Source organism: Streptomyces sp. NPDC051218 (assembly GCF_044455475.1).
Lineage (GTDB): Bacteria > Actinomycetota > Actinomycetes > Streptomycetales > Streptomycetaceae > Streptomyces.
On sequence record NZ_JBITEU010000002.1, the window covers coordinates 807,994 to 829,374 of the forward strand.

Sequence of the window (21,381 nt, forward strand, 5' to 3'; positions counted from 1 at the left end):
GATCGTGCCGCACCCCGCAGGGGCGGCCACACCGCTCCGAACTGTCCGACGGGTGAAGGGACTTCATGACCGAGGCCACATCTGATGCCCCGACAGAGGCATCACCCGGGACCGCTTCCCCCGAGGCCACCCTTCACGAGGCGGCGGGCAGGGCAGGCCGCGGCCGGCTCGTGACGACGCTCGCGGTGCTCTCCGTGACGCTGGTCGTCTCCGTCATCGCCGGGATCGCGCTCGGGCCGACCGTCGTACCGCTCGGGGACGTCGTGCGCTTCCTGACCGCCGCCCTCACCGGCGGCAGCATCGGGGCCGATGACGTGACCGGCTACTCCATCGTCTGGCACGTGCGCACCCCGCGGGTGCTGCTCGCCGCCGTGGTCGGGGCGGGGCTCTCGGTCGTCGGCGTCGCCATCCAGGCGCTGGTGCGCAACGCGCTCGCGGACCCGTTCGTCCTCGGTATCTCGTCCGGCGCCTCCGTCGGGGCCACCGCTGTCGTGGTGTTCGGAGTCTTCGCCGGGCTCGGCGTCTACGCCCTGTCAGCCGCCGCGTTCCTCGGGGCGCTCGGCGCCACCGTCCTCGTGTACCTGGCCGCGCGCGGGCCGCTCGGCCTGACACCGCTGCGTCTTGTGCTCACGGGCGTAGCACTGGCCTACGGGTTCCAGGCCCTGATGAGCGTGCTCGTCTTCCTGTCCCCGAACGGCCAGGCCGCGCGCACCGTGCTGTTCTGGCTGCTGGGCAGCCTCGGTTCGGCGTCCTGGGAGTCGCTGCCGCTGGCGGCCGGTGCCGTACTGGTGACGGTCGTGGTGCTGCTGCGCCAGAGCCGTTCCCTCGACGTCCTTTCACTGGGGGACGAGACCGCGGCCAGCCTGGGCGTCGACGCGGAGGCGCTGCGGCGCCGTCTCTTCCTCCTCACGGCGGCGGTCACCGGCCTGATCGTCGCGGTCAGCGGCGCGATCGGCTTCGTCGGGCTCGTCCTGCCGCATATCGTGCGCATCCTCGTCGGCTCGACGCACCGCCGGGTCCTCGCCGTGGCGCCACTGGCCGGGGCCTGCTTCCTGGTCTGGGTCGATCTCGTCGCCCGTACCGCCTTCGCTCCCGAGGAACTGCCGCTCGGGGTCATCACCGCGCTCATCGGCGTACCGGTGTTCATCGTGCTGATGCGGCGCCGCGGTTATCTGTTCGGAGGGCGGTAGATGACCCTCGTACTGCGGGACCTCTCGGTCGAGGCGGCGGGGCGCGCCCTGGTCGACCGGCTGAACATCGAGGTGGAGGCCGGGCGGATCGTCGGGCTCGTCGGCCCGAACGGCAGCGGCAAGTCCACCGCGCTGCGCTGCGTCTACCGGGCGCTGAAGCCGACGTCCGGAGCCGTGCTCCTGGACGGATCCGACCTGACGACGCTCAAGCTGCGCGACAGCGCCCGGTCGATCGCCGCGCTCACCCAGGAGAGCCACACCGAACTCGACTTCACGGTCGGGGAGGTCGTAGCCCTCGGCCGTGCCCCCCACGCACGCGGCAACCAACCCCTCACCGCACGCGAACACGCCCTGTGCCGACAGGCGATGGACCGGCTCGACGTCACCCACCTCATCGACCGCAGCGTGCTCACCCTCTCCGGCGGCGAACGGCAACGCGTGCTCGTGGCGCGCGCCCTCGTGCAGGAACCGCGCGTCCTGGTCCTCGACGAGCCCACCAACCACCTGGACATCCGCCACCAGGTGGAACTCCTGTCCTTCCTGCGCGGATCGGGCCTCACCGTGCTCACGGCCCTGCACGACCTCAACCTGGCTGCCGCCGCCTGCGACAGCATCGCCGTCCTCGGCGCGGGCTCCCTGGTCGCCACGGGGCCCCCGGCGGACATCCTCGACCCCGAGCTGATCCGCAAGGTGTTCGGCGTCGACGCCACCGTCGTGCACCACCCCCGCACCGGCATCCCCCAACTCGTCTACGACCTCGCCCCCACCGGCACCCCGGCCCCCGCCGACGCCCTGGCAGAAGGACCCCACTCATGATCCGACCACCGCTGCCCCGCGCCCTGGCAACCGCCGCACTCCTCACGACCGGGCTCCTGATCACCGGCTGCGGCGCCGAGGTCGAGCCGACGGCGAAGAACAAGCCGGAGACGGTCACCGTCTCCAACTGCGGCAAGGACGTCACGTACACCCGTCCCGAGCGTCCGGTGGCCTACGACGTCAGCGGCGCCGAGAAGATGTTCTCCCTCGGCCTCGCCGACCGGATGCGCGGCTACGTCATGAACAAGCTCGGCGACCCCTCCATCAAGGGCTCGCCCTGGCGCGAGGACTACGCCGACGTGGAGCGACTCGGCACCGAGCGCATCACCCGCGAGATCGTGGCCGACGCCAAGGCCGACTTCGTCCTCGCCGGGTGGAACTCCGGCTTCAGCGAGGAGCGCGGCATCACACCCGCCCTCCTCAAGAAGGTCGGCTCCGCCAGCTATCTGCACACCGAGACGTGCTGGGACTACGGCGACAAGAGCGTCGCCGTCAGGCCACTGGAAGCGCTCTACACGGACCTGGACAACCTCGGCCGGATCTTCGGCGTGGAGAAGCGCGCCGAGAAGGTCGTCACCGGCCTCAAGGGGCGCGTCACCGCCCTGAAGAAGACCTGGCCCGAGAAGGGCGACCCGGCCAAGGTCTTCGTCTACGACTCGGGCACCGACCAGCCCTTCACCGCCGGGCGGCACGCCGCACCGAACGACATCATCAAGGCCGCGGGCGCCACGAACGTCTTCGACGGCCTGAACAAGGGCTGGACGACGGTGGGCTGGGAGCCGGTGATCAAGGCGAAGCCCGAGGTCATCGTCATCATCGACTACGCCGACCAGCCGGCCAAGGAGAAGATCGCCTACCTGAAGTCGCTGGACAGCCTCAAGTCGGTCCCGGCCGTGCGGAACAGCCGCTTCTTCGTCATGTCCTACGGCGACGCCGTCAGCGGCCCGCGCAACGTCAAGGGCGCGGAGCGCCTGGGCGGTTACCTCCGGTCGGTGGGCCGATGACCCCCCTGCGCACGGCAGCGCCCGCGGCCCCCGCGGCCACCGTCCACGGGCACATCACCGACGCGATGAAAGCCCCTGACCTGCTGCGGCTCAGCGACAACGTCGTCCTCGCGCGCTTCGAGACGATGAAGGTGTACGCGGCGCTCGGCGCCGTCCGTACGCTCCTGGAGCGCGGCACCGTGCGGCCCGGCCAGACCCTCGTCGACAGCTCGAGCGGCATCTACGCCCTCGCCCTCGCCATGGCCTGCCACCGCTACGGACTCGGCTGCCACATCGTGGCCTCCACCACCGTGGACGCCGCGATGCGGTCCCAGTTGGAGATCCTCGGGGCCACGGTGGACCAGATGCCACCCTCCGACAGCCTGCGCCTCGACCAGGAGCGCCGTGTGCGCCGCGTGCGTCAACTGCTCGGCGAGCGCACCGACATGCACTGGATGCGCCAGTACCACGACGGCGTCCACTACACGGGTTACGAGGAGTTCGCGGACCTGGTCGACGCCGCGCTGCCCGACGCCCCGCTGACGGTCGTCGGAGCCGTCGGCACCGGAGCCTCCACCGGTGGACTGGTCCAGCCGCTGCGCCAACGCGGCCGGGAGGTGCGGCTGTTGGGGCTCCAGCCCTTCGGCAGTGTCACCTTCGGCAGCGAGGACTTCAGCGACCCCGAGGCGATCATCGCCGGAATCGGCAGCTCGATCCCCTTCGACAACGTCCGCCACGACCTGTACGACACCCTCCACTGGGTCGACTTCCGGCACGCCATGGCGGGAGCCGTCGATCTGCTGCGCGCCCACGCGGTGTTCGCGGGCCTGTCCACCGGGGCGGCCCACCTCGTGACGGCCTGGGAGGCGGCCCGCAACCCGGACCGCATGCACCTGGTCATCGGCGCCGACACGGGACACCGCTACACCGAGCGGGTCTTCGCCCGGCACCAGGAGGCACTCGACCCGCGCACCCTCAAGCCGCACCAGATCACGGACCTGACCGACCTCGCGCTGCCGTGGTCGGCGATGGAGTGGAACCGGCGCAGTTACGACGTACGCACCAAGAAGGAGGGGAAGGCATCGTGACGATCGCCGCCCTGGAAGCGCTCACCATCGGCCTCGGACGGATGGTGGAAGCGGCCGAGGCCGCCGGACATCGCCTCTGCTTGCTCACGGGCAACCGTGCCGTGTACCGACATGAACTGGACCGCCTGGCACCGGGTGCGCTCGACATCGTCGACGTCGACACCCGCGACGCGTCCGCGTCCGCCGCCGCCCTCGCCGCGGTCCCCGGCCTGAAGGGGCTCATCAACTCGACCGACACCTGGAGCGTGCCGGGCGCGGATCTCGCCGCCGAACTCGGCCTTCCGGGGCCCGACCCGGCCGCGGTCCGTGTCCTGCGGGACAAGTCCCGGGTGCGCAACCTCCTCCACGAGCACAACCTGAGCCCCGGCCCCGCCCTCACGATCCCTGCCGAGCCCGCGGCGGCCGACGAGGTGCTCCGGAAGCTCGGCCTCCCGGTGGTCCTCAAGGACTCGGCGGGCACCTCGTCCCGTAACGTCTGGCTGGTCCGCGACGAGCGCCAGCTGCACGCCGCTCTTGGCGAAGCCGCCCAACGCCCCTTCTCCGGGCGGCTGTTCGCTGAACCCTTCTTCGCCGGGCCCCTCTACAGCGCGGAGACGCTCAGCTGGGCGGGTGAGACGAAGCTCCTCGGTGTGCTCAGCCGCCAGATGTCGCCGGAGCCGTCCGTCCGTGAGGAGGCCGCGTCCTTCCCCGTGGCCCTGCCACAACCGGATTTCGCCCTCGTCCAGGACTGGGTGGGACGCGTCCTGGAGACGGCCGGTCACGACGCGGGCTTCGGGCACGTCGAGTTCGTGTTCACCGCCGAAGGACCGCAGCTCGTCGAGATCAACCGGCGCATCGGCGGCGCGCTCGTCGGCGAGGCACTGTGCCGGGCCCTGCACGCCAACGTGTACGACGCGATGGTCGCCGCGGCGCTCGGCCTGCGCCCCGCCCTGCTCGACGCACCCGCGGCCACGGGCCCCGCCACGGGATTCGTCCTCGTCTACCCCGACCGGCCCGGCACGCTCACCGGATGGGCCGGCGTGGACGGCCTCGCCGCCTTCCCCGGCTCGCCCGAGTGGTACCCGACCGCGGCCCCCGGCGACCGCCTCGAGCACGTGGGCGATCAGCGCGGCTGCACCGGCATCGTCCTTGCCGAGGGCGCCACCGCCGAACTCGCCCTGCACCGTGCGCTGAGCGCGGCCGGGAGCATACGGGCGCTCGTCGCCGCCGACGCCCCGGAGTGACGCTGCTCGGGAGGCCGCGCGGGCGCCTGCGATCGCTGCGATCCGGCCTCGCGCGGCTCACCGCGCCGCAACGCTTCCTGCTGGCCGGATCGTTCCTGATACCGCTGGGCAGCTTCGCCGTCCTGCCCTTCATGTCGGTGCTGCTGCACGAACGGCTCGGCATGGGGCTCGGGACGGTCGGCGTCGTGCTCGCCGTCGCCTCGCTGGTGCAGTTCTCGGGCGGAGTGGTGGGCGGCGCGATCACCGAACGCATCGGCCTCCGGCGCACGATGCTGCTCGCCCTGGTGATCCGCACGGCGGGTTTCGCCTGCTTCCTGCCCGGCCTCCGCCACCCGGCCGCCGCCGTCTTCGCGCTCTTCCTGGTGTCCGTCGGCGCGGCCCTCTATCTGCCCGCGAACAAGGCCTACTTGATACACGAGGCGGGGGAGGAGCAGCGCCCCCTGCTGTTGTCCGCGAGCAGCTCCGCCCTGAACGCGGGCATCGCCCTGGGGCCGCTTGCGGCGGCGCCCTTCGTCCTCAGCGCATCGGCCGGACTCTTCACCGCGGTGACCGCGCTGTTCGCGGCGATCACCGTGGGCCATGCCCTGCTGCCCGCCGAGAGTCCCGGCCACGGCCGGACCGCGGAGGCCGGGCAGGAGCAACCCATCAACAACCAGGGAGCTCAACCCGCGCCCAGGGAAGGGGCGTTGTCCGGCATCGCCGTGCTCCCCTTCGTGACCACCGTACTGAGTCTGTACGTCTTCATGTTCTTCCAGCACTACCTCGCGCTGTACGCGGTGCCGCGCACCTCGACGACGTACTACGGCCTGGTCCTCGCGCTGTACGCCCTCCTGCTCGTCGTCGCGCAACCCCTCCTCTCGGACCGGATCGCGCGCCTGCCCTACGTCCACGCCTTGTGGTTCGGCTTCAGCGCGATGGCTGCCGGGATGGCCGCGCTCGCCATCGGCGGCCATGTGGCGATCCTGGCCGGAGCCTTGCTCGTCTGCCTGGGTGAGATCGTCCTCTTCTTCAAGAACGACCTGGAGGCCCTCGCCCGCTCGACGCGTGCGCCGGCGGTTGTCTTCGGCCACCAGCGGCTCGCGGCCGGTATCGGTGCCTTCGCCAGCGGAGTCGCCGGAGGCGAGGGCTATCAGCTGGCCGAACGGGCGGGCAATGCGGGCCTGTTCTGGATCGCGGTCGCCGCGCAGTGCGCGCTGCTGCCGCCGCTCCTGAGGCGCTGGTCGAGTCGGCCCGCGGTCACAGACCGAGTTCGCTGAGGCCGGGGTGGTCGTCGGGACGGCGGCCGAGCGGCCAGTGGTACGTGCGGCCGGACTCCTGGAGGGGCAGGTCGTTGATGCACGCGTACCGGACACGCATCAGGCCGTCGTCGTCGAACTCCCAGTTCTCGTTGCCGTACGAGCGAAACCAATTGCCGGAGTCGTCGTGCCATTCGTAGGCGAAGCGCACCGCGATGCGGTTGCCGTCGTGCGCCCAGAGTTCCTTGACGAGGCGGTAGTCCAGCTCCCGGGCCCACTTGCGCGAGAGGAAGGCGACGATGGCGTCGCGCCCGGTGACGAACTCCGCACGGTTCCGCCAGCGGGAGTCCTCGCTGTAGGCGAGGGCCACCTTCTCGGGATCGCGGGAGTTCCAGCCGTCCTCGGCGAGGCGGACCTTCTCGGCCGCGGTCTCCAAGGTGAACGGCGGGACTGGGGGACGGGTGGCCATGGCCGGCTCCTCGGGGCGAGACGCACGAAGACGGTGAGAACGGTCGTTCTCCCTCAGGATCGACCACGATAGGAGAACGGTCGTTCTCGCGCAACGGTGTGGCGGAGTGCGGACGCGCAGTAGCCTGGAGAACGCACATTCTCCACCCCTGCAGGGAGCCTCCATGGACCACGCCGAAGCGGAAGTCAGACTGCTCGACGCCGCGGACGAGCTCTTCTACGAGCGAGGTGTCCAGGCCGTGGGCATGGACCAGGTGCGTGCGGCGTCCGGCGTTTCGCTCAAGCGCCTCTACCAGGTCTATCCCTCGAAGTCGGAGCTGGTCCGCGCCTGGCTCGAACGCCGGGACCGCCGTTGGCGGGCACGACTCGCCGAGTACGCCGAATCCCGTCCCGGCGGGACGGAGCGTGTCCTCGCGGTCTACGACTGGCTCTACGAGTGGTTCACCGAACCGGACTTCCGGGGCTGCGCCTTCATCAACTCCTTCGGTGAACTCGGGGCCGTCGACCCGGCGGTGGCGGACACCGTTCGTGCGCACAAGACCGCCTTCCGCGACTACATGGCGGGTCTGGTGGCCGCCGCGGGTGAATCGGGGCAGACTGTCGGCCCGTTGGTCCTGCTCGCGGAGGGGGCCATGACCGCGGCCGCCATATCGGGCTCACCCGAACCGGCGCGCCAAGCCCGCCAGGGCGCGGCTCAGTTGCTGGCCGCGGGGTGACCGCCGGTCGCAGAACAGGAAGAAGGCTGATGGCGAAGACGTATCGCGTCGGTTTCGGCACCCGTCTGATCAACGGCGTGTTCCGGACGATGACCCGGTTCGGGCGCGGCAAGGGCTACCGGTACATCCTGACCGTGCGCGGCAGGAAGTCGGGCCGCCTGTTCTCCACCCCGGTCGACGTGATGTCAGCCGGCGGCGAGCGGTGGGTAGTCGGCGCCTACGGGGTGAGCAACTGGGTGCGCAACGCCCGCGTGGCGGGGCAGATCGACCTCATGCGGGGCGGTACGACACAGACGGTGCGCGTGGTGGAGCTCGGCCCCGAGGAGAGCGTCCCCGTGCTGCGTCAGTACTGGCGCGAAGTGCCCGTCACCCGCCCCTATTTCGACGTGACGGGCGACTCGACGGACGAGGAGTTCGCCGCCGAGTCGGCACGTCATCCGGTGTTCCGGCTGGTCTAGCGGTGTTCGGCTGGTCCAGCGGTGTTCCGGCTGGTCCAGATCGGCCGGTCGGCTGCGCCGCCGGTCCGATTCAGCCCGTCTTGGCGCCCGTGTGCAGCGCCAGGGCGGAGCGGGCGGGCAGGGAGGTCTCGATCTTTCCGTCGTCCCCGACGGTGACCGTGTCGCCGTCGCAACTGTCCGGGGAGGCCTTGGCGACATTGCAGTACGTGCCGCCGGGCAGGGACGTCGCGAACGTCTGGTTCAGCTCGCCGTCGCCGTTGTTGAGGGCCACGAAGCCCTGGTCGCCGCGGCCGAAGGCCAGGGCGCTCGTGCCGTTGTCCCACCAGTCGGTCAGCTCGGCGGTGCCCACCTCGTTGCGGAAGCCGACCAGGCCGGTGACCGCCTGTTGGGCGTGCGTGTTCGTCCAGCCGTCCGCGCCGCTCGGCGGGCCCGCGTCCTTCTCGGACCATTCGTAGCCGGAGTACACGTTCGGTGATCCGTAGGGGGACGCGAGCATGAAGACGTTGGCCAGGGCGTAGGCCGCGCCGTCCTTGTAGGTGAGCGTCGAGCCGTTGCGCTCGGTGTCCCAGTTGTCGACGAACGTACGGGCCGAACCGCTGCCCAGTTTGCCGTCCGCGACCGACTTCAGCTGCGCGATGTTCCCGCCCTGGAAGGCGCTCTTGAGGTGCCCGCCGTAGCGGAATTCGTCGACGTCCCCGATGCCCGTGTACTCCTCGGGCTGGACGGCCTCGCCGCCTCCGTGAATGACCTCCGACACCCAGAAACCCGGGTCGCTCATCCTGCCCTTGATGGCGGCGACGTCGTCGGCGGACATGTGCTTGGCGGCATCTATACGGAAACCGTCGACGCCAAGGGACCGCAGGTCGTCGAGGTAGGCGGCGATGGTGGTGCGCACCGCGTCGCTGCCGGTGTCGAGGTCGGCGAGGCCCACCAGTTCGCAGTTCTGGACGTTGTCGCGGCTGGTGTAGTCGTTGATGCTCGTGCGGCAGGTGTGGAAGTCGGCGTCCCGGAAGTAGCCGGGGTACTCGTACTTGCCGTACGCCGTGCCACCGGTGCCCGCCCCCGATCCCGCCGCCATGTGGTTGATGACGGCGTCCGCGATGACCTTGACGCCCGCCTGGTGGCACGCGTCGACCATGCTCTCGAAGGCGGCGCGGTCGCCGAGACGGCCCGCGATCTTGTAGCTGACGGGCTGGTACGAGGTCCACCACTGGTCGCCCTGGATGTGCTCGGACGCGGGGGACACCTGGACGTAGCCGTAGCCCGCCGGGCCGAGTTGGTCGGTGCAGGCCTTGCCCACCTCCGCGAACTTCCGCTCGAACATGGTGGCGGTGACGGTCTTCTCGCCGGGCGGGGTCGCCTGCGACTGCGAGGGCGCGAACGTGGCGAGACCGGCCGCGGCCAGGACCCCGGCCGACGTGGTGGCGATCAGGCGGGAACGGTGCTGCATGGTGCGGCTCCTTCGTGGGGGGATTCCGAGGGGGAGCCTGCCGCCCACGCATGTACGCGTCAATGCTTTCTGCAAGGCATTTCAACTACCGCTGTCTGCTGCGGGGTTGTTGCTGCAAGAACTTGCGCATATTCACTTCTTACTCAGGGGTAGGCTCGCTGCTTTCCTTGTTATACGGTCTGTCTAACAAGCGGGCCGCGGCGCGTTGTGGGACGGCGCCCCGGTCCGTTGCCTGAGCGAACAAGAGAACGTACGCATCAGAGTCAAGGAGCCGCAGCATGGCAAGCAGCACTGTTCGGCCGATATCCCAGGACCGCCCCGAAGAGGACGACGTCGCCCGGCGGTTGCTCGACTCGGCCGCCGAACTGGCCTATGACCCGGCCGTCGAGGTGGACTGGGACACCCCCCTCGACCGGGACTTCCACGGCGCGAGCCCGGAATGGTGCTCCCTGTACGGCACGGCCTACTGGCAGGAGATGACCGAAGCGCAGCGCAAGGAACTGACGCGGCAGGAAGCCGCATCGGTGGCCAGCACGGGCATCTGGTTCGAGATGATCCTCCAGCAAATGGTCCTCCGCGATGTGTACATGAAGGACCCGGCCAGTGACGAAGTGCAGTGGGCGCTCACCGAGATAGCCGAGGAGTGCCGGCACTCGATCATGTTCGCCCGCGGCGCCCGGAAACTGGGCGCGCCCGCCTACCGGCCCAAGCGGTTCGCGATGGAGCTCGGCCGTGCGTTCAAGACGGTGGCCTTCGGCGAGGCGGCCTACGCCGCGATCCTCGTGGCCGAAGAGGTGCTCGACGTCATGCAGCGTGACTGGATGCGCGACGAGCGCGTCGTGCCCTTCGTCCGCACGATCAACAACATCCATGTCGTCGAGGAATCACGGCACATGAAGTTCGCCCGCGACCAGACGACCAAGCGCCTGAGCGGGGCGGGCCGGCTGCGGCGCCAGATCAACGCGTTCGTCGTCGCCATCGCGTCGTACTACATCGTCACCAGCATGGTGAACCCCAAGGTGTACGCGAACGCCGGGCTCGACGAGAAGCGTGCGCTCGCCGAGGCGAAGGCCAACGAACACCACAAGTCCATGATGCGGTCCAGCTGTTCGGGCCTGATGGAGTTCCTGGCCTCCTCCCGGCTGCTCACCAAGCCGGCGCTCGCCTTCTACAAGCGCGCCCACCTCATCTGAGCCGGTCCGACCTGAGCCAGCCTGATCCGAGCCGGCCTCCCCAGCCGGATTCACCCGACCCGAGCGAGTCGAGCCGACGACATGACCTCCTACGCCATCACCCAGACCTGCTGCAACGACGCCACCTGCGTCGCCGTCTGCCCGGTCAACTGCATCCACCCGACCCCGCAGGAGCGGGCGTTCGGCAGCACGGAGATGCTGCACATCGACCCGGCCACCTGCATAGGCTGCGGCGCCTGCGCCGACGCCTGCCCGGTCGAGGCGATCTTCCCCGTGGACAGCCTGCCCGTCGCCCAGCGGGAGTACGCGACGATCAACGCCGCCTACTACGCGGGCCGGGCGCCCGAACCGGCCCCCGAAGGACCGAACTTCCACGCCTGGGACGAGCCGTCCTTCCCGCGCGTCCTGCCCTCGGACTTCGCGCCGCTCAAGGTCGCCGTCGTCGGCACGGGACCTGCGGGGATGTACGCGGTCCAGGATCTGCTCCTGCACACCAGCGCAGAAGTGACGCTGATCGACCGGCTCCCGGTGGCCGGCGGCCTCGTGCGCTTCGGCGTGGCGCCGGATCACCCGGCCACCAAGAAGGTCGGCGACACGTTCACCCGGTTCCATACGCATCCGAGGGTGCGGATGCATCTGGGGCTCGACGTGGGGGCCGACGTCACCGCGCAGGAACTGGCCGCGCATCACGACGCGGTCATCTACGCCGTGGGCGCGTCGGCCGACCGCATGCTGGCCGTGCCGGGTGAGGACCTGCCCGGCAGTATCTCGGCGAGGGCCTTCGTCGCCTGGTACAACGGCCACCCGGACGCGGCGCCGGACTCGATCGACCTGTCCGCCGAGCGCGTGGTCGTCGTCGGCAACGGCAACGTCGCCCTCGACGTCGCCCGCATCCTGCTCGCCGACCCCGACAGCCTCGCCCGCACCGACATCGCCGATCACGCCCTCGCGGCGCTGCGTGCGGGCAAGGTGCGCGAGGTGGTTCTGCTCGGCCGGCGTGGTCCCGAGGACGCCGCCTACACCAAGTCCGAACTGCTCGCCCTCCAGCACGTTCCCGGCCTTGACCTGGTGGTCGACGACCACGACCCCCGGACGGCGTCGGTCATCGACGAGGCCGGCCCGGCCACCGACCCGAAGGGCAGGGCGGCGCTCCTGCGAGGCGTCACGCGCCGGCGGGTCGACTGGTCGCAGGCGCCCGCTCCCGGGCGGCGCATCGTGCTCCGCTTCCACTCGACCCCGGTGGAAATGACCGGGGACGAAGCCGTCCGGGGCGTACGCGTCGCGGAGGCGTCGGGGGAGCGGACCATACGGACGGGCATGGTGCTGCGCGCGATCGGCTACCGCGGGGTGCCGGTCGCCGGACTGCCCTTCGACGAGGCCACCGGCACCGTGCCGCACGAGGGCGGCCGAGTGACGGGACAGCCGGGCACCTACGTCGTGGGCTGGATCAAGCGGGGCCCCAGCGGCGGAATCGGCGCCAACCGCACCTGCGCCGCCGAGACCGTCACCACGCTCCTCGCCGACGCGGTCGCCGGCACCCTGCCCGCGCCGCGGAGCGCTGCGAAGACCTTCCACCGGCTCGCCCGCCGCCGCGGCGGCAAGGGCAGCGCCGCACTGAGCCGGTAGCGGCCGCTCACACGGCGCGGGCCTCGGCCAGGGTGTGCGCGACCAGGGCGTTCGCGTGACCGTGGCCAAGGCCGTGCTCGGCCTTGAGCCAGCCGACGAGCTCCATGTGCTTGGTCAGCGGCGAGGAACGGATGAGGTCTTTCCACTCCGCGACGGGGCGCCCGTACTTCTCCTCAATCGAAGGGAAGTAGCTGGCAGGTCCCTTGGTGGCTTCGGTCATGGTGACGCCGTCCCGTTCTCTCGGAGTGGTGTTGCCCATAGGACGTGCGGGGCGCGATCAAGTCATCGGCCGGCCGGGGTGTCGTGGGTCACACCGAGGGGACGAATGGCGGGCCCGGATGGCCGGGCTTAGCCTGAGGGAGTGAACGACTCCGTTCACTGCCTGCTTGACACGCGAGCCACCCCATGACGAGCTCTCGGACGACACCCTCGAAGCCTGCCGCATCCCCGGAGCGGGGCAGCGGCAGTGGTATCGCACTCCTCGTCATCGCCTCGTGTCAGCTGATGGTGGTCCTCGACATCACCATCGTGAACATCGCTCTGCCGCACATCCAGACCTCGCTCGGCTTCTCCACCGAGACCCTGTCGTGGGTGATCAACGCCTACACGCTGACCTTCGGTGGTCTGCTCCTGCTCGGCGGGCGACTCGGCGACATCCTCGGACGCCGCCGGGTCTTCATGTTCGGCGTCCTGCTCTTCGTCTTCGCCTCGTTGCTCGGCGGACTCTCCCAGGAATCCTGGCAGTTGCTCGCCGCGCGTTCGCTGCAGGGCGTCGGCGGCGCCATCGCATCGCCCACCGCCCTGTCCCTGATCACCACGACGTTCCGCGAAGGACCCGAGCGCAACCGGGCGTTCGGCGTGTTCGCGGCCGTGTCGGCGGGCGGCAGCGCGATCGGACTGCTCGCGGGCGGACTGCTCGTGGAGTGGCTCGACTGGCGCTGGGTCCTGTTCGTGAACATCCCCATCGGCCTGCTCATCGTCCTCGCCACCCCCCGCTACATCCGTGAGTCCGAGCGCCACCCGGGACACTTCGACATGGTCGGCGCGCTCACCTCCACGGCGGGCATGGTGCTGCTCGTCTACGGCTTCATCCGTGCCTCCGAGGACGGCTGGAGCGACAGCGTGACCATCGCGGCCTTCGTGGCGGCCGTCGTCCTTCTGGGGCTCTTCCTCGCCGTCGAGCGGCGATCCAGGCAGCCCATCACACCCCTGTGGATGTTCCGCGACCGCAACCGCGCCGGTGTCTACGGGATGATGCTCTGCCTGGCCGCGGCCATGTTCGGGATGTTCTTCTTCCTGACGCTCTTCGTGCAGAACATCCTGAACTTCAGCCCGTTGCGGGCCGGTCTCGCCTTCCTGCCGGTGAGCGCGATCATCGCGGTGGGCGCCGGCCTCGCGTCCCAGCTCCTTCCCAAGTGGGGCCCGAAGCCCTTCATGGTGGTGGGCGCGGTGCTGGCCGCCGCGGGACTCGGCTGGCTGACGCTGACCGATGTCGACAGCACGTACATGGGAAGCCTGCTCGGGCCCGTCCTCGTCTTCGGCTTCGGCATGGGCATGCAGTTCGTGTCGCTGACCCTGATGGCGGTGTCGGGTGTGGAGTCGCAGGACGCCGGTGCGGCTTCCGGCATCCTCAACGCCACCCAGCAGGTGGGCGGTTCACTGGGCCTCTCCGTCCTTGTCACCGTCTTCGGCACGGCAAGCCGCAACGAAGCCACCGACCAGGTACCGCGCTTCATGGCCGAGGCGACCCGGGCCGAGCAGCTGGAGTTCCGCAGGACGGGGGAGCTGCCGGGGCGCTGGGGGGACGAGGTCCTTGCCTCGGGCATCTCCAGTTCCTTCATCGCCGCTGCCGTCTTCGCCGTCGTCGCCGCGCTGATCGCCCTGGTGGTCATCCAGGTGCGGCCCGCCGACCTGGAGCGTCTCCAGGGCGGCGGCGTGCCGCTCGCGCCACCGGCCGCCGACGCGTCGGAGCCGGGCGCGGGTGGGGCGGACTCGGCCGACGGTCCTTCTCCCCGCAACGACCCTCCCGCGCCCGGCTGAAGCCGCGCGCCGCCTCTCCGGCCCCGCTTTTCCGGCGGATGGCCTGATTCCCTTGGTGTGCAAGCCAGTTGACAGCGGGCAGACGTAGTATGACCAGCCGATCGGGGGCGGGAGCGGGGGCGAGGGCGGTGGCTGGGCGGCGGCGCGGGGCAAGGACCCATGGAGACGGGCTTGGACACGGACACCGACTACCGCTTGCTGGGCCCGGTCGAGGCGTGGCGCGCGGGTCGCCGCCTCAGCCTCGGCGGCCCCAAGCCCCGCGCCCTGCTCGCCGCGCTGCTCCTGGAGCCGGGGCGCGTGGTGTCCGTCGACGCGCTGATCGACGCCATCTGGGGCGAGAGGCCGCCGGACACGGCACGATCCCTGATCCAGTCGTACGTCTCCGCGCTGCGCCGCGCCCTGCCCGCCGACGTCATCGAGACCCGCTCGCCCGGCTATCTGATCCGCGCGGACGCCACCCTCGTCGACCGCGTCGAGTTCGAGCGCCTCGCCGTACAGGGCAGGCAGGCCGCCGCCGAAGGGGACCACGGCGCGGCCGCCCGGCTGTTGGGGGACGCCCTCGCCCTGTGGCGTGGCCCCGCCCTCGGCGGCATCGGCGAGACGCTGCGGGCCATGGCCGACCAGCTCGACGAGGCGCGGCAGGCGGCCCTGGAGGAGCGGATCGCCGCCGAGCTCGCCCAGACGGGCCGCGAGCGGGAACTGGTGGCCGAACTCACCGCGCTGGTCTCCACCCACCCCACCCGGGAGCGGCTGCGCGGCCAACTGATGCTCGCCCTCTACCGGTTGGGACGCCAGGCCGACGCGCTCGCGGTCTACGCGGAGGGCCGTGACGTACTCACCGAAGAGCTCGGCATCGATCCAGGCCCCGATCTCAGGCGGATGTACGAGGCGATCCTGCGGGCCGACGAAGAGCTTCTTCCGGCCACGGCGGACACCCCTGGGCCCGCCCCCAGGGACACCGCGGCCCTTCCGGTGGCGGCGCTCCTCCCACCCACCATCGGCGACTTCACCGGCCGGGACACGCAGCTCGCCGACGTGCGGGCCGCGCTGTCCGGCCCTCGCGATGCCATGCCGGTCGTCGTGCTCTCCGGTCCCGGCGGCGTCGGCAAGTCCACGCTGGGCGTCCGGGCGGCGCACCAGGTTGCCGAGGCCTACCCGGACGGACAGCTGTACGCCGAACTGCGGGGCGCCGCCGATCCCGTGGCACCCGGCGAAGTCCTGGGACGGCTCCTCTACGCGCTGGGGGCCGATCCGCCCGACGGGGACGCCGAGCGGCGCGACCTCTTCCGCAGCCTGGTCTCGGGGCGCCGCGTGCTGCTCGTGCTCGACGACGCTGCCAGTGAGTCCCAGGTGCGCCCCCTGCTCCCCGGCAGCGCCACCTGCGGGGTGCTCATCACGGCGCGGGCCCGCCTCGGCGCCCTGCCCTGCACCCACCGCACCGATCTCGACGTACTCGACACGGAGCCCGGCATCGAACTCCTCGGCCGCGTCGCGGGGGAGCGTCACGTCAGGGACGAGCCGGACGCCGCCCGCCGCATCGTCGAGCTGTGCGGCGGGCTCCCGCTCGCCATCCGGATCGCGGGCGCCCGCCTCACCACCCGCCGGCACTGGACCGCGCGGATGCTCGCCGACCGGCTCGCCGACGAACACCACCGCCTGGACGAACTCGCCGTCGGCGACCTGGAGGTACGGGCGGGGCTCGGCATGAGCTACCGCGCCCTGGACGCCCCGGCCCGCACCGCCCTGCGCCGCCTCGGCCTGCTCGCCGCCCCCGATGTCGCCGCGTGGGTGGTGACCGCGCTGCTCGACGTGCCCGAAGCCGAGGCGGACCGCGTCGTGGAGCAGCTCATCGACGCCCAGCTCCTGCACTGCACCGGCGTCGACCGCGCGGGCCAGCCCCGCTACCGGCCCCACGACCTGGTCCGCGTCTACGCCGCCGAGCGCGCCGACGCCGAGGACCCGCCCGCCGAACGGGCCGCCGCCGTCGGCCGCGCACTGGGCGCCTGGCTCTGGCTCACCGGCCTCGCCGCGTCCGCCACGCCATCGGGCGCCGTCGAGCTGCACCGCGGGCTCCTGGACTCCAGCCCGACCGGCTCCCCGGCCGGCTCCCTGCGGCAACTGGTCCGCCCGGTCGGACCGGAAGCCACCCAGCGGGCACTCGCCGACCCGGCCGCCTGGTTCGAAGCGGAGGCCGACGCGATCGCCGCCGCCGTGGAGCGCGCGGCCGCCCTCGACCTGCACACGCTCTCCTGCGAAGCCGCGGCGGCCCTGTGCTCGTCCGCGTACACCGTCGGCAACCGTTTCGAAGCCTGGTGGCGCACCCATGACGCGGCGCTGGCCGCGGCCCGCCGAGCGGAGGACAGGGCGGGGGAGGCCCTGCTGCTCATCGGCCTGGGGCAACTGCGCTACGAACAGGACCGGTTCCCCGAATCCCAGGGCTACTTCAAGCAGGCGGCCGGTCTCTGCGCCGAGCTCGGCGACGTACGCGGACAGGCCGCCGCCCACGCCGGTCTCGGCAGCGCGCTGCGCGAAGCCGGGCGGCTGCGGGCGGCGCAGGAGACACTGGTGCGCGCCGTCGACGGGTTCCGTGAACTGCACGACGACCCGGGCCTCGGCCTGTCCTGCCGGTACGCCGGATCCGTCCAGCTCGAACTCGGCGATTTCACGGCATCGCGCGCCTTCCTCGACGAATCGCTGCGCGCCTACCGCAGGCTCGGCAGCCGCCGCGGCGAATCCCTCACGCTGCGCTCTCTTGGCCTGGTCCATCGCGCCCTCGGAGAGTACGAGGCGGCGGAGGAACTCTCCGGCCGAGCGGTCGACCTCCTGAGCACCTTGGGGGACCCGCTCATGCTCGCCTACGCGATGCAGGCGCGGGCGAAGTCACATATCAGGCTGGGGCGTTCGGCCGAGGCGGAGGCCGAGATCAAGGAGGTCCTGGCCATCTGCCGCGGCCAGCGCGACCGCTTCGGCGAGGCCCTCGGCCTGCGCACCCTGGGCGAGTGCGAGCTCGCCGCGGGCCGCATCGACACCGCCGAGCAGCACCTGACCACGGCCGCGGCCCTCTGGGACGACCTGGGGCTTCCCCTGCCCCGGGCCCGCACCCTGCGCGATCTCGCGGCGGCCCGCGAGGCCGCGGGCGACCGGGTGGCGGCAGGCGCGCTGCGCGCCGAGGCGCGGGAGGTCTTCACGGCGTACGAAGCACGCGAGCGGAACGAGCCGGGGCTCTGACGTCCGCTTTCAGCGGCGGCCTGTAATCCGCTTGTCCCGGACTTGCAGAGAATTTGCAGCGGGCTGCGGCACGCTGTGGTTGTCGGCGGGTGAACACGCCGACGGCAACGGGGGATCGCAGGAAACAACGGGGGACTCAGCGGAATTCATCGGGGGAAGCACGGGGGAAGGCCACTGAAGCCTCGTACGGCCCACACCACCGACACCGTCGGTCGTGTGGGCCGCTCGTCGCGTAGAGCCCCTGCCAGGGCACGGAGGGGACTTCGGGGGCGGGCGGCAGCCCGTCCCCGGAGCTGTGCCCGCCACCGTCGCCACGAAGGGGCATACATGTCGTCGATCATCCTCATGAACGATCCCAGAGTCGTCGGCATCCCGGTCCACGACTGCGCGGAAGCCCTCGTGGACCTGCGCCAACTGCCCTTCGTGGACGTCGACGACCGCCTCGCCGACCCGGCCGGGGCCTACGCCCAACTGCGCGAGGGCGTCGCCTGGCGTCTGGCCCGCGCCGCCCGGCTGCTGCCCGAGGGCCTGCGCCTCCTGGTCACCGAGGGGTACCGGCCGCTGGCCCTGCAGATCCAGTACTTCGAGGAGTACGCCGCCGAGCTGAGGAAGGCCAACCCCGACTGGACGGACGCCTACCTCCATCAGCAGACGAGCCGCTCCCTCTCACCGCCCGAGGTCGGCCCGCACGTCGCGGGCGCCGCGGTCGACCTCACCCTGTGCACCACGTCCGGCACCGAACTCGACCTCGGCACCCCGGTGAACGCGAGCCCGGAGGAGAGCGACGGCGCCTGCTACATGGACAGCGCCCTGATCTCCCCGGAAGCCCGCCGCAACCGCCGCACCCTCACCGCCGCTCTGGCCACGGCGGGCCTGGTGAACTACCCCACGGAGTGGTGGCACTGGTCCTACGGCGACCGCTACTGGGCCCTCACGACCGAGGCGCCCGCCGCGCGGTACGGTCCCGCGACGCTGGACGGCTAGCCCGTCAGTTGTGCGGGACGATGACGACCGGGCACCTGGCCTGGTGGATCGCTGCGTGCGCGGTCTCGCCCAGATGCGGCCCGGTGGGTATGAGGCGGCCGATGACCAGCAGGCAGGCGTTCGAGGTCGACTGGACCAGGTGATGGCCCGCCGCGTCGTGCACGAGCCGCTGATCCACGTGCGTTTCGGGAAACTTCCGTCTCCATGAGCTGAGTTCGGAGGCCATCAGGCGCTCTTTGTCCGGCATGGGGTCGACGGCTTCGGATTCCTCGGTCATGGGGGCGGTCCAGACGTGCACGACGTGGAGCGGCGCCCGGCGGGAGGCCGCAGCGTCGAAGGCGTACTCCAGTAGTTCGTCACCGCGACGGTCGAGGTCGAGACCGAGCACGACCGGGCGGTCCGCCGCATCCCCGTGCTTGTCGTCGTGGGTGTCCGCCGCCCTCACCAGAGCGACGGGGCACGAGGCGCGCGTGGCGACGGCCAGCGCGGCCGAGCCGACCATGACGTTGGTGAGTCTGCCGGCGCCATGCGATCCGATGACGACCAGAGCCGAGGAGGGGGCCGCCGCCAGTAACGCCCCTGCCGGTGATCCGCTCACCCGATCGTCGATGATCTCCAACTCGGGGTGCCAGCGGGAAAGTTGCTGCACGGAGCGCTCCAGCACGCCGGTCTCCAGGCGGGCCGCGGCGTCGCTCCCGTCGAACCGGCCGCGTTCCCCCGGCGGCTCATGGGCGTGGATCAGACGCAGGGGCAGGTCACGTCGCAGGGCCTCGCCCGCCGCCCAGTCGGCGGCATCAAGGCTGCCGGGTGAGCCGTCGACGCCGACGGTGATGGTCTGTTGCGTGGGCATGGTGGTCCGCACCTCCGCGGTGAAGTCGGGACGTCAGCCGTGGGCCAGGCCGGCCGGCGACCCGGGTCCGGAGCGACGAGTGCCCCGGGTGGCTCCGTTCTACCTTTTCGGGGGCCGCGCCATGGAGGTGCTCCTAGCACGGGCGGCACGGAGTGGCAACGGGTCGGACACCAGCGGCAGTTGGTGGCGTTGTGGAGTCCCGCGCCATTCTGTCTCCGCCCGGGAGGCTCCTACGGTTTGGGTCGCGTGATCCGCCCCGGAGACCGCGCCACCCTCCGTCGGGAGCCGCCATGCCGTCGTACGAAAGACCTCCGAGCCAGGTGCCCGAAGAGCAGCCTTCCCGCCGTGTGAGGAGGTGGCGCCGCGCCTTGGGGCGGCTGACCGCCGTCGTAGGTCTGGTCGTGGCCGGGGCCGTGTTCGCACCCGCGCCCTCGGCGCAGGCGGCTCAGGCTGCCGTCGCCCTGGAGAGGGTCGGCAACTTCGGTGCCAATCCCGGCAGTCTGAACATGTACGTGTACCGGCCGACGTCACTGGCGGCGAACCCCGCCGTCGTGGTGGCCATGCACGGTTGCACGCAGAGTGCGCAGATCTACGCCGACAACTCCGGCCTGGCCAAGTTCGCCGACCAGCACGGCTTCCTGCTCGTCCTGCCGGAGCAGACGACCGCCAACAACAGCAGCAAGTGCTTCAACTGGTTCCAGCCGGGCGACACCCGACGCGGACAGGGGGAGGCCGCCTCGATCCGTCAGATGGTCACGCATGCCGCTTCCGCTTACGGCGGCGACACGGCGCGGGTCTACGCCACGGGTCTCTCGGCCGGTGGCGCCATGACGTCGGTGATGCTCGCGACGTACCCGGACGTGTTCGAGGCGGGAGCCGTCGTCGCCGGCCTCCCGTACGACTGTGCCGATGACGTGCTCTCCGCGTACACCTGCATGAGCCCCGGCGTCGACCGCACCCCGTCGGCCTGGGCGCAGGGCGTCCGCGACGCGCACCCCGGCCATACGGGCCCCTGGCCGAGGGTGGCGATCTGGCACGGCGACGACGACCCCACCGTTGCCAAGAAGAACGCCGACGAACTGCGTGACCAGTGGACCGCCGTCCACGGCCTGGACCAGACCCCGGACCGCAGCTCGGTCATCGGCCCCAACTCGACCCGCAGGGAGCAGTATCTCGGGACCGACGGGGCGGTCGCCGTGGAAGTCGACCGGGTCCCGTCCATCGGCCACGGCACTCCCGTCGACCCGGGAACAGGTGCACAGCAGTGCGGCGCGACCGGGACGGCGAACTTCATCGACTCCATCTGCTCCAGTCACTGGATCACCGGCTTCTTCGGCCTGGACGGCTCCGATCCGGACCCCGGTGGTCTGCCCGCTCCGAGCGGCCTGGCCGCGACCGGCGCGACCGACACCTCCGTCACCTTGAACTGGAACGGCGTCTCCGGGGCCGCGTCCTACACCGTCTACCGGGACGGCACCCGTCTCGCCACCCCGAACGGACCTCCGTTCACGGACACCGGCCTCAGCGCCGGCAGCAGCCACACGTACAGCGTCGCCGCCCGTGGCCCGGACGGGACGGAAGGGGCGAGGTCGTCCCAGGTCACCGCCTCCACCACGGGCGCCACCGCCAAGTGCTGGACCGCGAACAACTACCAGCAGGTCCGGGCCGGACGAGCCACCACCAACGGCGGCTACACCTACGCGAAGGGCTCGAACCAGAACATGGGCCTCTACAACACCGCTGTCACGCACACCCTCAAGGAGTCACCGGCCGGCCATTACGTCATCGCCGACGGCGCCTGCCCCTGACCGAGCCCGCTCCGTAACAGCCGTA

Annotated in this window: 18 protein-coding genes; 14 read left to right on the forward strand and 4 right to left on the reverse strand. The window is 71.2% G+C overall.

Going from position 1 to position 21,381, the window contains the following annotated elements:
* Nucleotides 1-65: 65 nt before the first annotated feature.
* From ACIBCK_RS10045 to ACIBCK_RS10070, 6 genes are read left to right on the forward strand one after another with little or no spacing between them, the layout of a single operon-like run.
* The gene (locus ACIBCK_RS10045) at nucleotides 66-1,190 is read left to right on the forward strand and encodes a FecCD family ABC transporter permease (protein WP_399388521.1); all 1,125 of its coding nucleotides are present in this window, start codon (nucleotides 66-68) and stop codon (nucleotides 1,188-1,190) included.
* Nucleotides 1,191-2,006 carry an ABC transporter ATP-binding protein gene (locus ACIBCK_RS10050; RefSeq protein WP_399388524.1) on the forward strand — a complete coding sequence of 272 codons (816 nt, stop codon included), beginning with the start codon at nucleotides 1,191-1,193 and terminating at the stop codon, nucleotides 2,004-2,006.
* The gene (locus tag ACIBCK_RS10055) at nucleotides 2,003-3,010 is read left to right on the forward strand and encodes an ABC transporter substrate-binding protein (RefSeq protein ID WP_399388527.1); all 1,008 of its coding nucleotides are present in this window, start codon (nucleotides 2,003-2,005) and stop codon (nucleotides 3,008-3,010) included. Before ACIBCK_RS10050 ends, ACIBCK_RS10055 begins: the two co-directional genes overlap by 4 nt.
* Nucleotides 3,007-4,077, forward strand: coding sequence for a pyridoxal-phosphate dependent enzyme (locus ACIBCK_RS10060; RefSeq protein ID WP_399388529.1), 1,071 nt, complete (start codon nucleotides 3,007-3,009; stop codon nucleotides 4,075-4,077). Before ACIBCK_RS10055 ends, ACIBCK_RS10060 begins: the two co-directional genes overlap by 4 nt.
* A complete protein-coding gene (locus ACIBCK_RS10065) occupies nucleotides 4,074-5,300 on the forward strand; it encodes an ATP-grasp domain-containing protein (protein ID WP_399388531.1) in 1,227 nt (408 codons plus the stop codon). The genes ACIBCK_RS10060 and ACIBCK_RS10065 overlap by 4 nt, the downstream gene beginning before the upstream one ends.
* Nucleotides 5,297-6,556, forward strand: a complete 1,260-nt coding sequence (locus ACIBCK_RS10070; RefSeq protein WP_399388534.1) for an MFS transporter — start codon at nucleotides 5,297-5,299, stop codon at nucleotides 6,554-6,556. Before ACIBCK_RS10065 ends, ACIBCK_RS10070 begins: the two co-directional genes overlap by 4 nt.
* Here the strand turns inward: ACIBCK_RS10070 and ACIBCK_RS10075 are convergent.
* The gene (locus ACIBCK_RS10075; protein WP_399388536.1) at nucleotides 6,537-7,004 is read right to left on the reverse strand and encodes a DUF1348 family protein; all 468 of its coding nucleotides are present in this window, start codon (nucleotides 7,002-7,004) and stop codon (nucleotides 6,537-6,539) included. The two genes, ACIBCK_RS10070 and ACIBCK_RS10075, sit on opposite strands and share 20 nt — an antisense overlap.
* Before the next feature lie 163 nt (nucleotides 7,005-7,167).
* Here ACIBCK_RS10075 and ACIBCK_RS10080 point away from each other — a divergent pair, with 163 nt between their 5' ends.
* Nucleotides 7,168-7,719, forward strand: a complete 552-nt coding sequence (locus tag ACIBCK_RS10080) for a TetR/AcrR family transcriptional regulator (RefSeq protein ID WP_399388538.1) — start codon at nucleotides 7,168-7,170, stop codon at nucleotides 7,717-7,719.
* A 29-nt stretch (nucleotides 7,720-7,748) separates the two neighbouring features.
* On the forward strand, nucleotides 7,749-8,177 hold the full coding sequence (locus ACIBCK_RS10085; protein WP_399388540.1) for a nitroreductase/quinone reductase family protein: 429 nt from the start codon (nucleotides 7,749-7,751) through the stop codon (nucleotides 8,175-8,177).
* Nucleotides 8,178-8,247: 70 nt separating this feature from the next.
* On the opposite strand, the gene ACIBCK_RS10090 is transcribed toward ACIBCK_RS10085, so the two are convergent.
* Nucleotides 8,248-9,627: an alpha-amylase family protein gene (locus ACIBCK_RS10090; RefSeq protein ID WP_399388542.1), complete on the reverse strand. Its 1,380-nt coding sequence runs from the start codon at nucleotides 9,625-9,627 to the stop codon at nucleotides 8,248-8,250.
* 278 nt (nucleotides 9,628-9,905) lie between these two features.
* Here ACIBCK_RS10090 and ACIBCK_RS10095 point away from each other — a divergent pair, with 278 nt between their 5' ends.
* Together ACIBCK_RS10095 and ACIBCK_RS10100 are read left to right on the forward strand one after the other, a co-directional pair.
* Nucleotides 9,906-10,820, forward strand: coding sequence for a diiron oxygenase (locus ACIBCK_RS10095; protein WP_399388545.1), 915 nt, complete (start codon nucleotides 9,906-9,908; stop codon nucleotides 10,818-10,820).
* An 81-nt stretch (nucleotides 10,821-10,901) separates the two neighbouring features.
* Nucleotides 10,902-12,446, forward strand: a complete 1,545-nt coding sequence (locus ACIBCK_RS10100) for an FAD-dependent oxidoreductase (RefSeq protein WP_399388548.1) — start codon at nucleotides 10,902-10,904, stop codon at nucleotides 12,444-12,446.
* Between the two features lie 7 nt (nucleotides 12,447-12,453).
* Here the strand turns inward: ACIBCK_RS10100 and ACIBCK_RS10105 are convergent, their stop codons facing one another.
* Nucleotides 12,454-12,666 carry a DUF4287 domain-containing protein gene (locus ACIBCK_RS10105; protein ID WP_399388550.1) on the reverse strand — a complete coding sequence of 71 codons (213 nt, stop codon included), beginning with the start codon at nucleotides 12,664-12,666 and terminating at the stop codon, nucleotides 12,454-12,456.
* Nucleotides 12,667-12,851: 185 nt separating this feature from the next.
* Between ACIBCK_RS10105 and ACIBCK_RS10110 the strand changes: the two genes are divergently transcribed.
* The 3 genes from ACIBCK_RS10110 to ACIBCK_RS10120 all read left to right on the forward strand — a co-directional run bounded on the left by ACIBCK_RS10110 (nucleotide 12,852) and on the right by ACIBCK_RS10120 (nucleotide 18,698).
* Nucleotides 12,852-14,486: an MFS transporter gene (locus tag ACIBCK_RS10110; RefSeq protein WP_399388552.1), complete on the forward strand. Its 1,635-nt coding sequence runs from the start codon at nucleotides 12,852-12,854 to the stop codon at nucleotides 14,484-14,486.
* Nucleotides 14,487-14,657: 171 nt separating this feature from the next.
* The gene (locus ACIBCK_RS10115; protein ID WP_399388554.1) at nucleotides 14,658-17,714 is read left to right on the forward strand and encodes a BTAD domain-containing putative transcriptional regulator; all 3,057 of its coding nucleotides are present in this window, start codon (nucleotides 14,658-14,660) and stop codon (nucleotides 17,712-17,714) included.
* A gap of 327 nt (nucleotides 17,715-18,041) precedes the next feature.
* Nucleotides 18,042-18,698, forward strand: coding sequence for a M15 family metallopeptidase (locus ACIBCK_RS10120; RefSeq protein ID WP_399388556.1), 657 nt, complete (start codon nucleotides 18,042-18,044; stop codon nucleotides 18,696-18,698).
* A 4-nt stretch (nucleotides 18,699-18,702) separates the two neighbouring features.
* Here the strand turns inward: ACIBCK_RS10120 and ACIBCK_RS10125 are convergent, their stop codons facing one another.
* Nucleotides 18,703-19,548: a universal stress protein gene (locus ACIBCK_RS10125; protein WP_399388558.1), complete on the reverse strand. Its 846-nt coding sequence runs from the start codon at nucleotides 19,546-19,548 to the stop codon at nucleotides 18,703-18,705.
* A gap of 290 nt (nucleotides 19,549-19,838) precedes the next feature.
* On the opposite strand from ACIBCK_RS10125, the gene ACIBCK_RS10130 reads away from it, so the two are divergent.
* Nucleotides 19,839-21,356 carry a PHB depolymerase family esterase gene (locus ACIBCK_RS10130; protein ID WP_399388560.1) on the forward strand — a complete coding sequence of 506 codons (1,518 nt, stop codon included), beginning with the start codon at nucleotides 19,839-19,841 and terminating at the stop codon, nucleotides 21,354-21,356.
* Nucleotides 21,357-21,381: the final 25 nt, after the last annotated feature.

Excerpts from the sequence above, each read along its gene's own strand:
- ACIBCK_RS10045 (WP_399388521.1), top strand. The coding sequence starts at position 66 with ATGACCGAGGCCACATCTGATGCCCCGACAGAGGCATCACCCGGGACC.
- ACIBCK_RS10050 (WP_399388524.1), top strand. The coding sequence starts at position 1,191 with ATGACCCTCGTACTGCGGGACCTCTCGGTCGAGGCGGCGGGGCGCGCC.
- ACIBCK_RS10055 (WP_399388527.1), top strand. The coding sequence starts at position 2,003 with ATGATCCGACCACCGCTGCCCCGCGCCCTGGCAACCGCCGCACTCCTC.
- ACIBCK_RS10060 (WP_399388529.1), top strand. The coding sequence starts at position 3,007 with ATGACCCCCCTGCGCACGGCAGCGCCCGCGGCCCCCGCGGCCACCGTC.
- ACIBCK_RS10075 (WP_399388536.1), bottom strand. The coding sequence starts at position 7,004 with ATGGCCACCCGTCCCCCAGTCCCGCCGTTCACCTTGGAGACCGCGGCC.
- ACIBCK_RS10080 (WP_399388538.1), top strand. The coding sequence starts at position 7,168 with ATGGACCACGCCGAAGCGGAAGTCAGACTGCTCGACGCCGCGGACGAG.
- ACIBCK_RS10085 (WP_399388540.1), top strand. The coding sequence starts at position 7,749 with ATGGCGAAGACGTATCGCGTCGGTTTCGGCACCCGTCTGATCAACGGC.
- ACIBCK_RS10090 (WP_399388542.1), bottom strand. The coding sequence starts at position 9,627 with ATGCAGCACCGTTCCCGCCTGATCGCCACCACGTCGGCCGGGGTCCTG.
- ACIBCK_RS10095 (WP_399388545.1), top strand. The coding sequence starts at position 9,906 with ATGGCAAGCAGCACTGTTCGGCCGATATCCCAGGACCGCCCCGAAGAG.
- ACIBCK_RS10100 (WP_399388548.1), top strand. The coding sequence starts at position 10,902 with ATGACCTCCTACGCCATCACCCAGACCTGCTGCAACGACGCCACCTGC.
- ACIBCK_RS10105 (WP_399388550.1), bottom strand. The coding sequence starts at position 12,666 with ATGACCGAAGCCACCAAGGGACCTGCCAGCTACTTCCCTTCGATTGAG.
- ACIBCK_RS10110 (WP_399388552.1), top strand. The coding sequence starts at position 12,852 with ATGACGAGCTCTCGGACGACACCCTCGAAGCCTGCCGCATCCCCGGAG.
- ACIBCK_RS10120 (WP_399388556.1), top strand. The coding sequence starts at position 18,042 with ATGTCGTCGATCATCCTCATGAACGATCCCAGAGTCGTCGGCATCCCG.
- ACIBCK_RS10125 (WP_399388558.1), bottom strand. The coding sequence starts at position 19,548 with ATGCCCACGCAACAGACCATCACCGTCGGCGTCGACGGCTCACCCGGC.
- ACIBCK_RS10130 (WP_399388560.1), top strand. The coding sequence starts at position 19,839 with ATGCCGTCGTACGAAAGACCTCCGAGCCAGGTGCCCGAAGAGCAGCCT.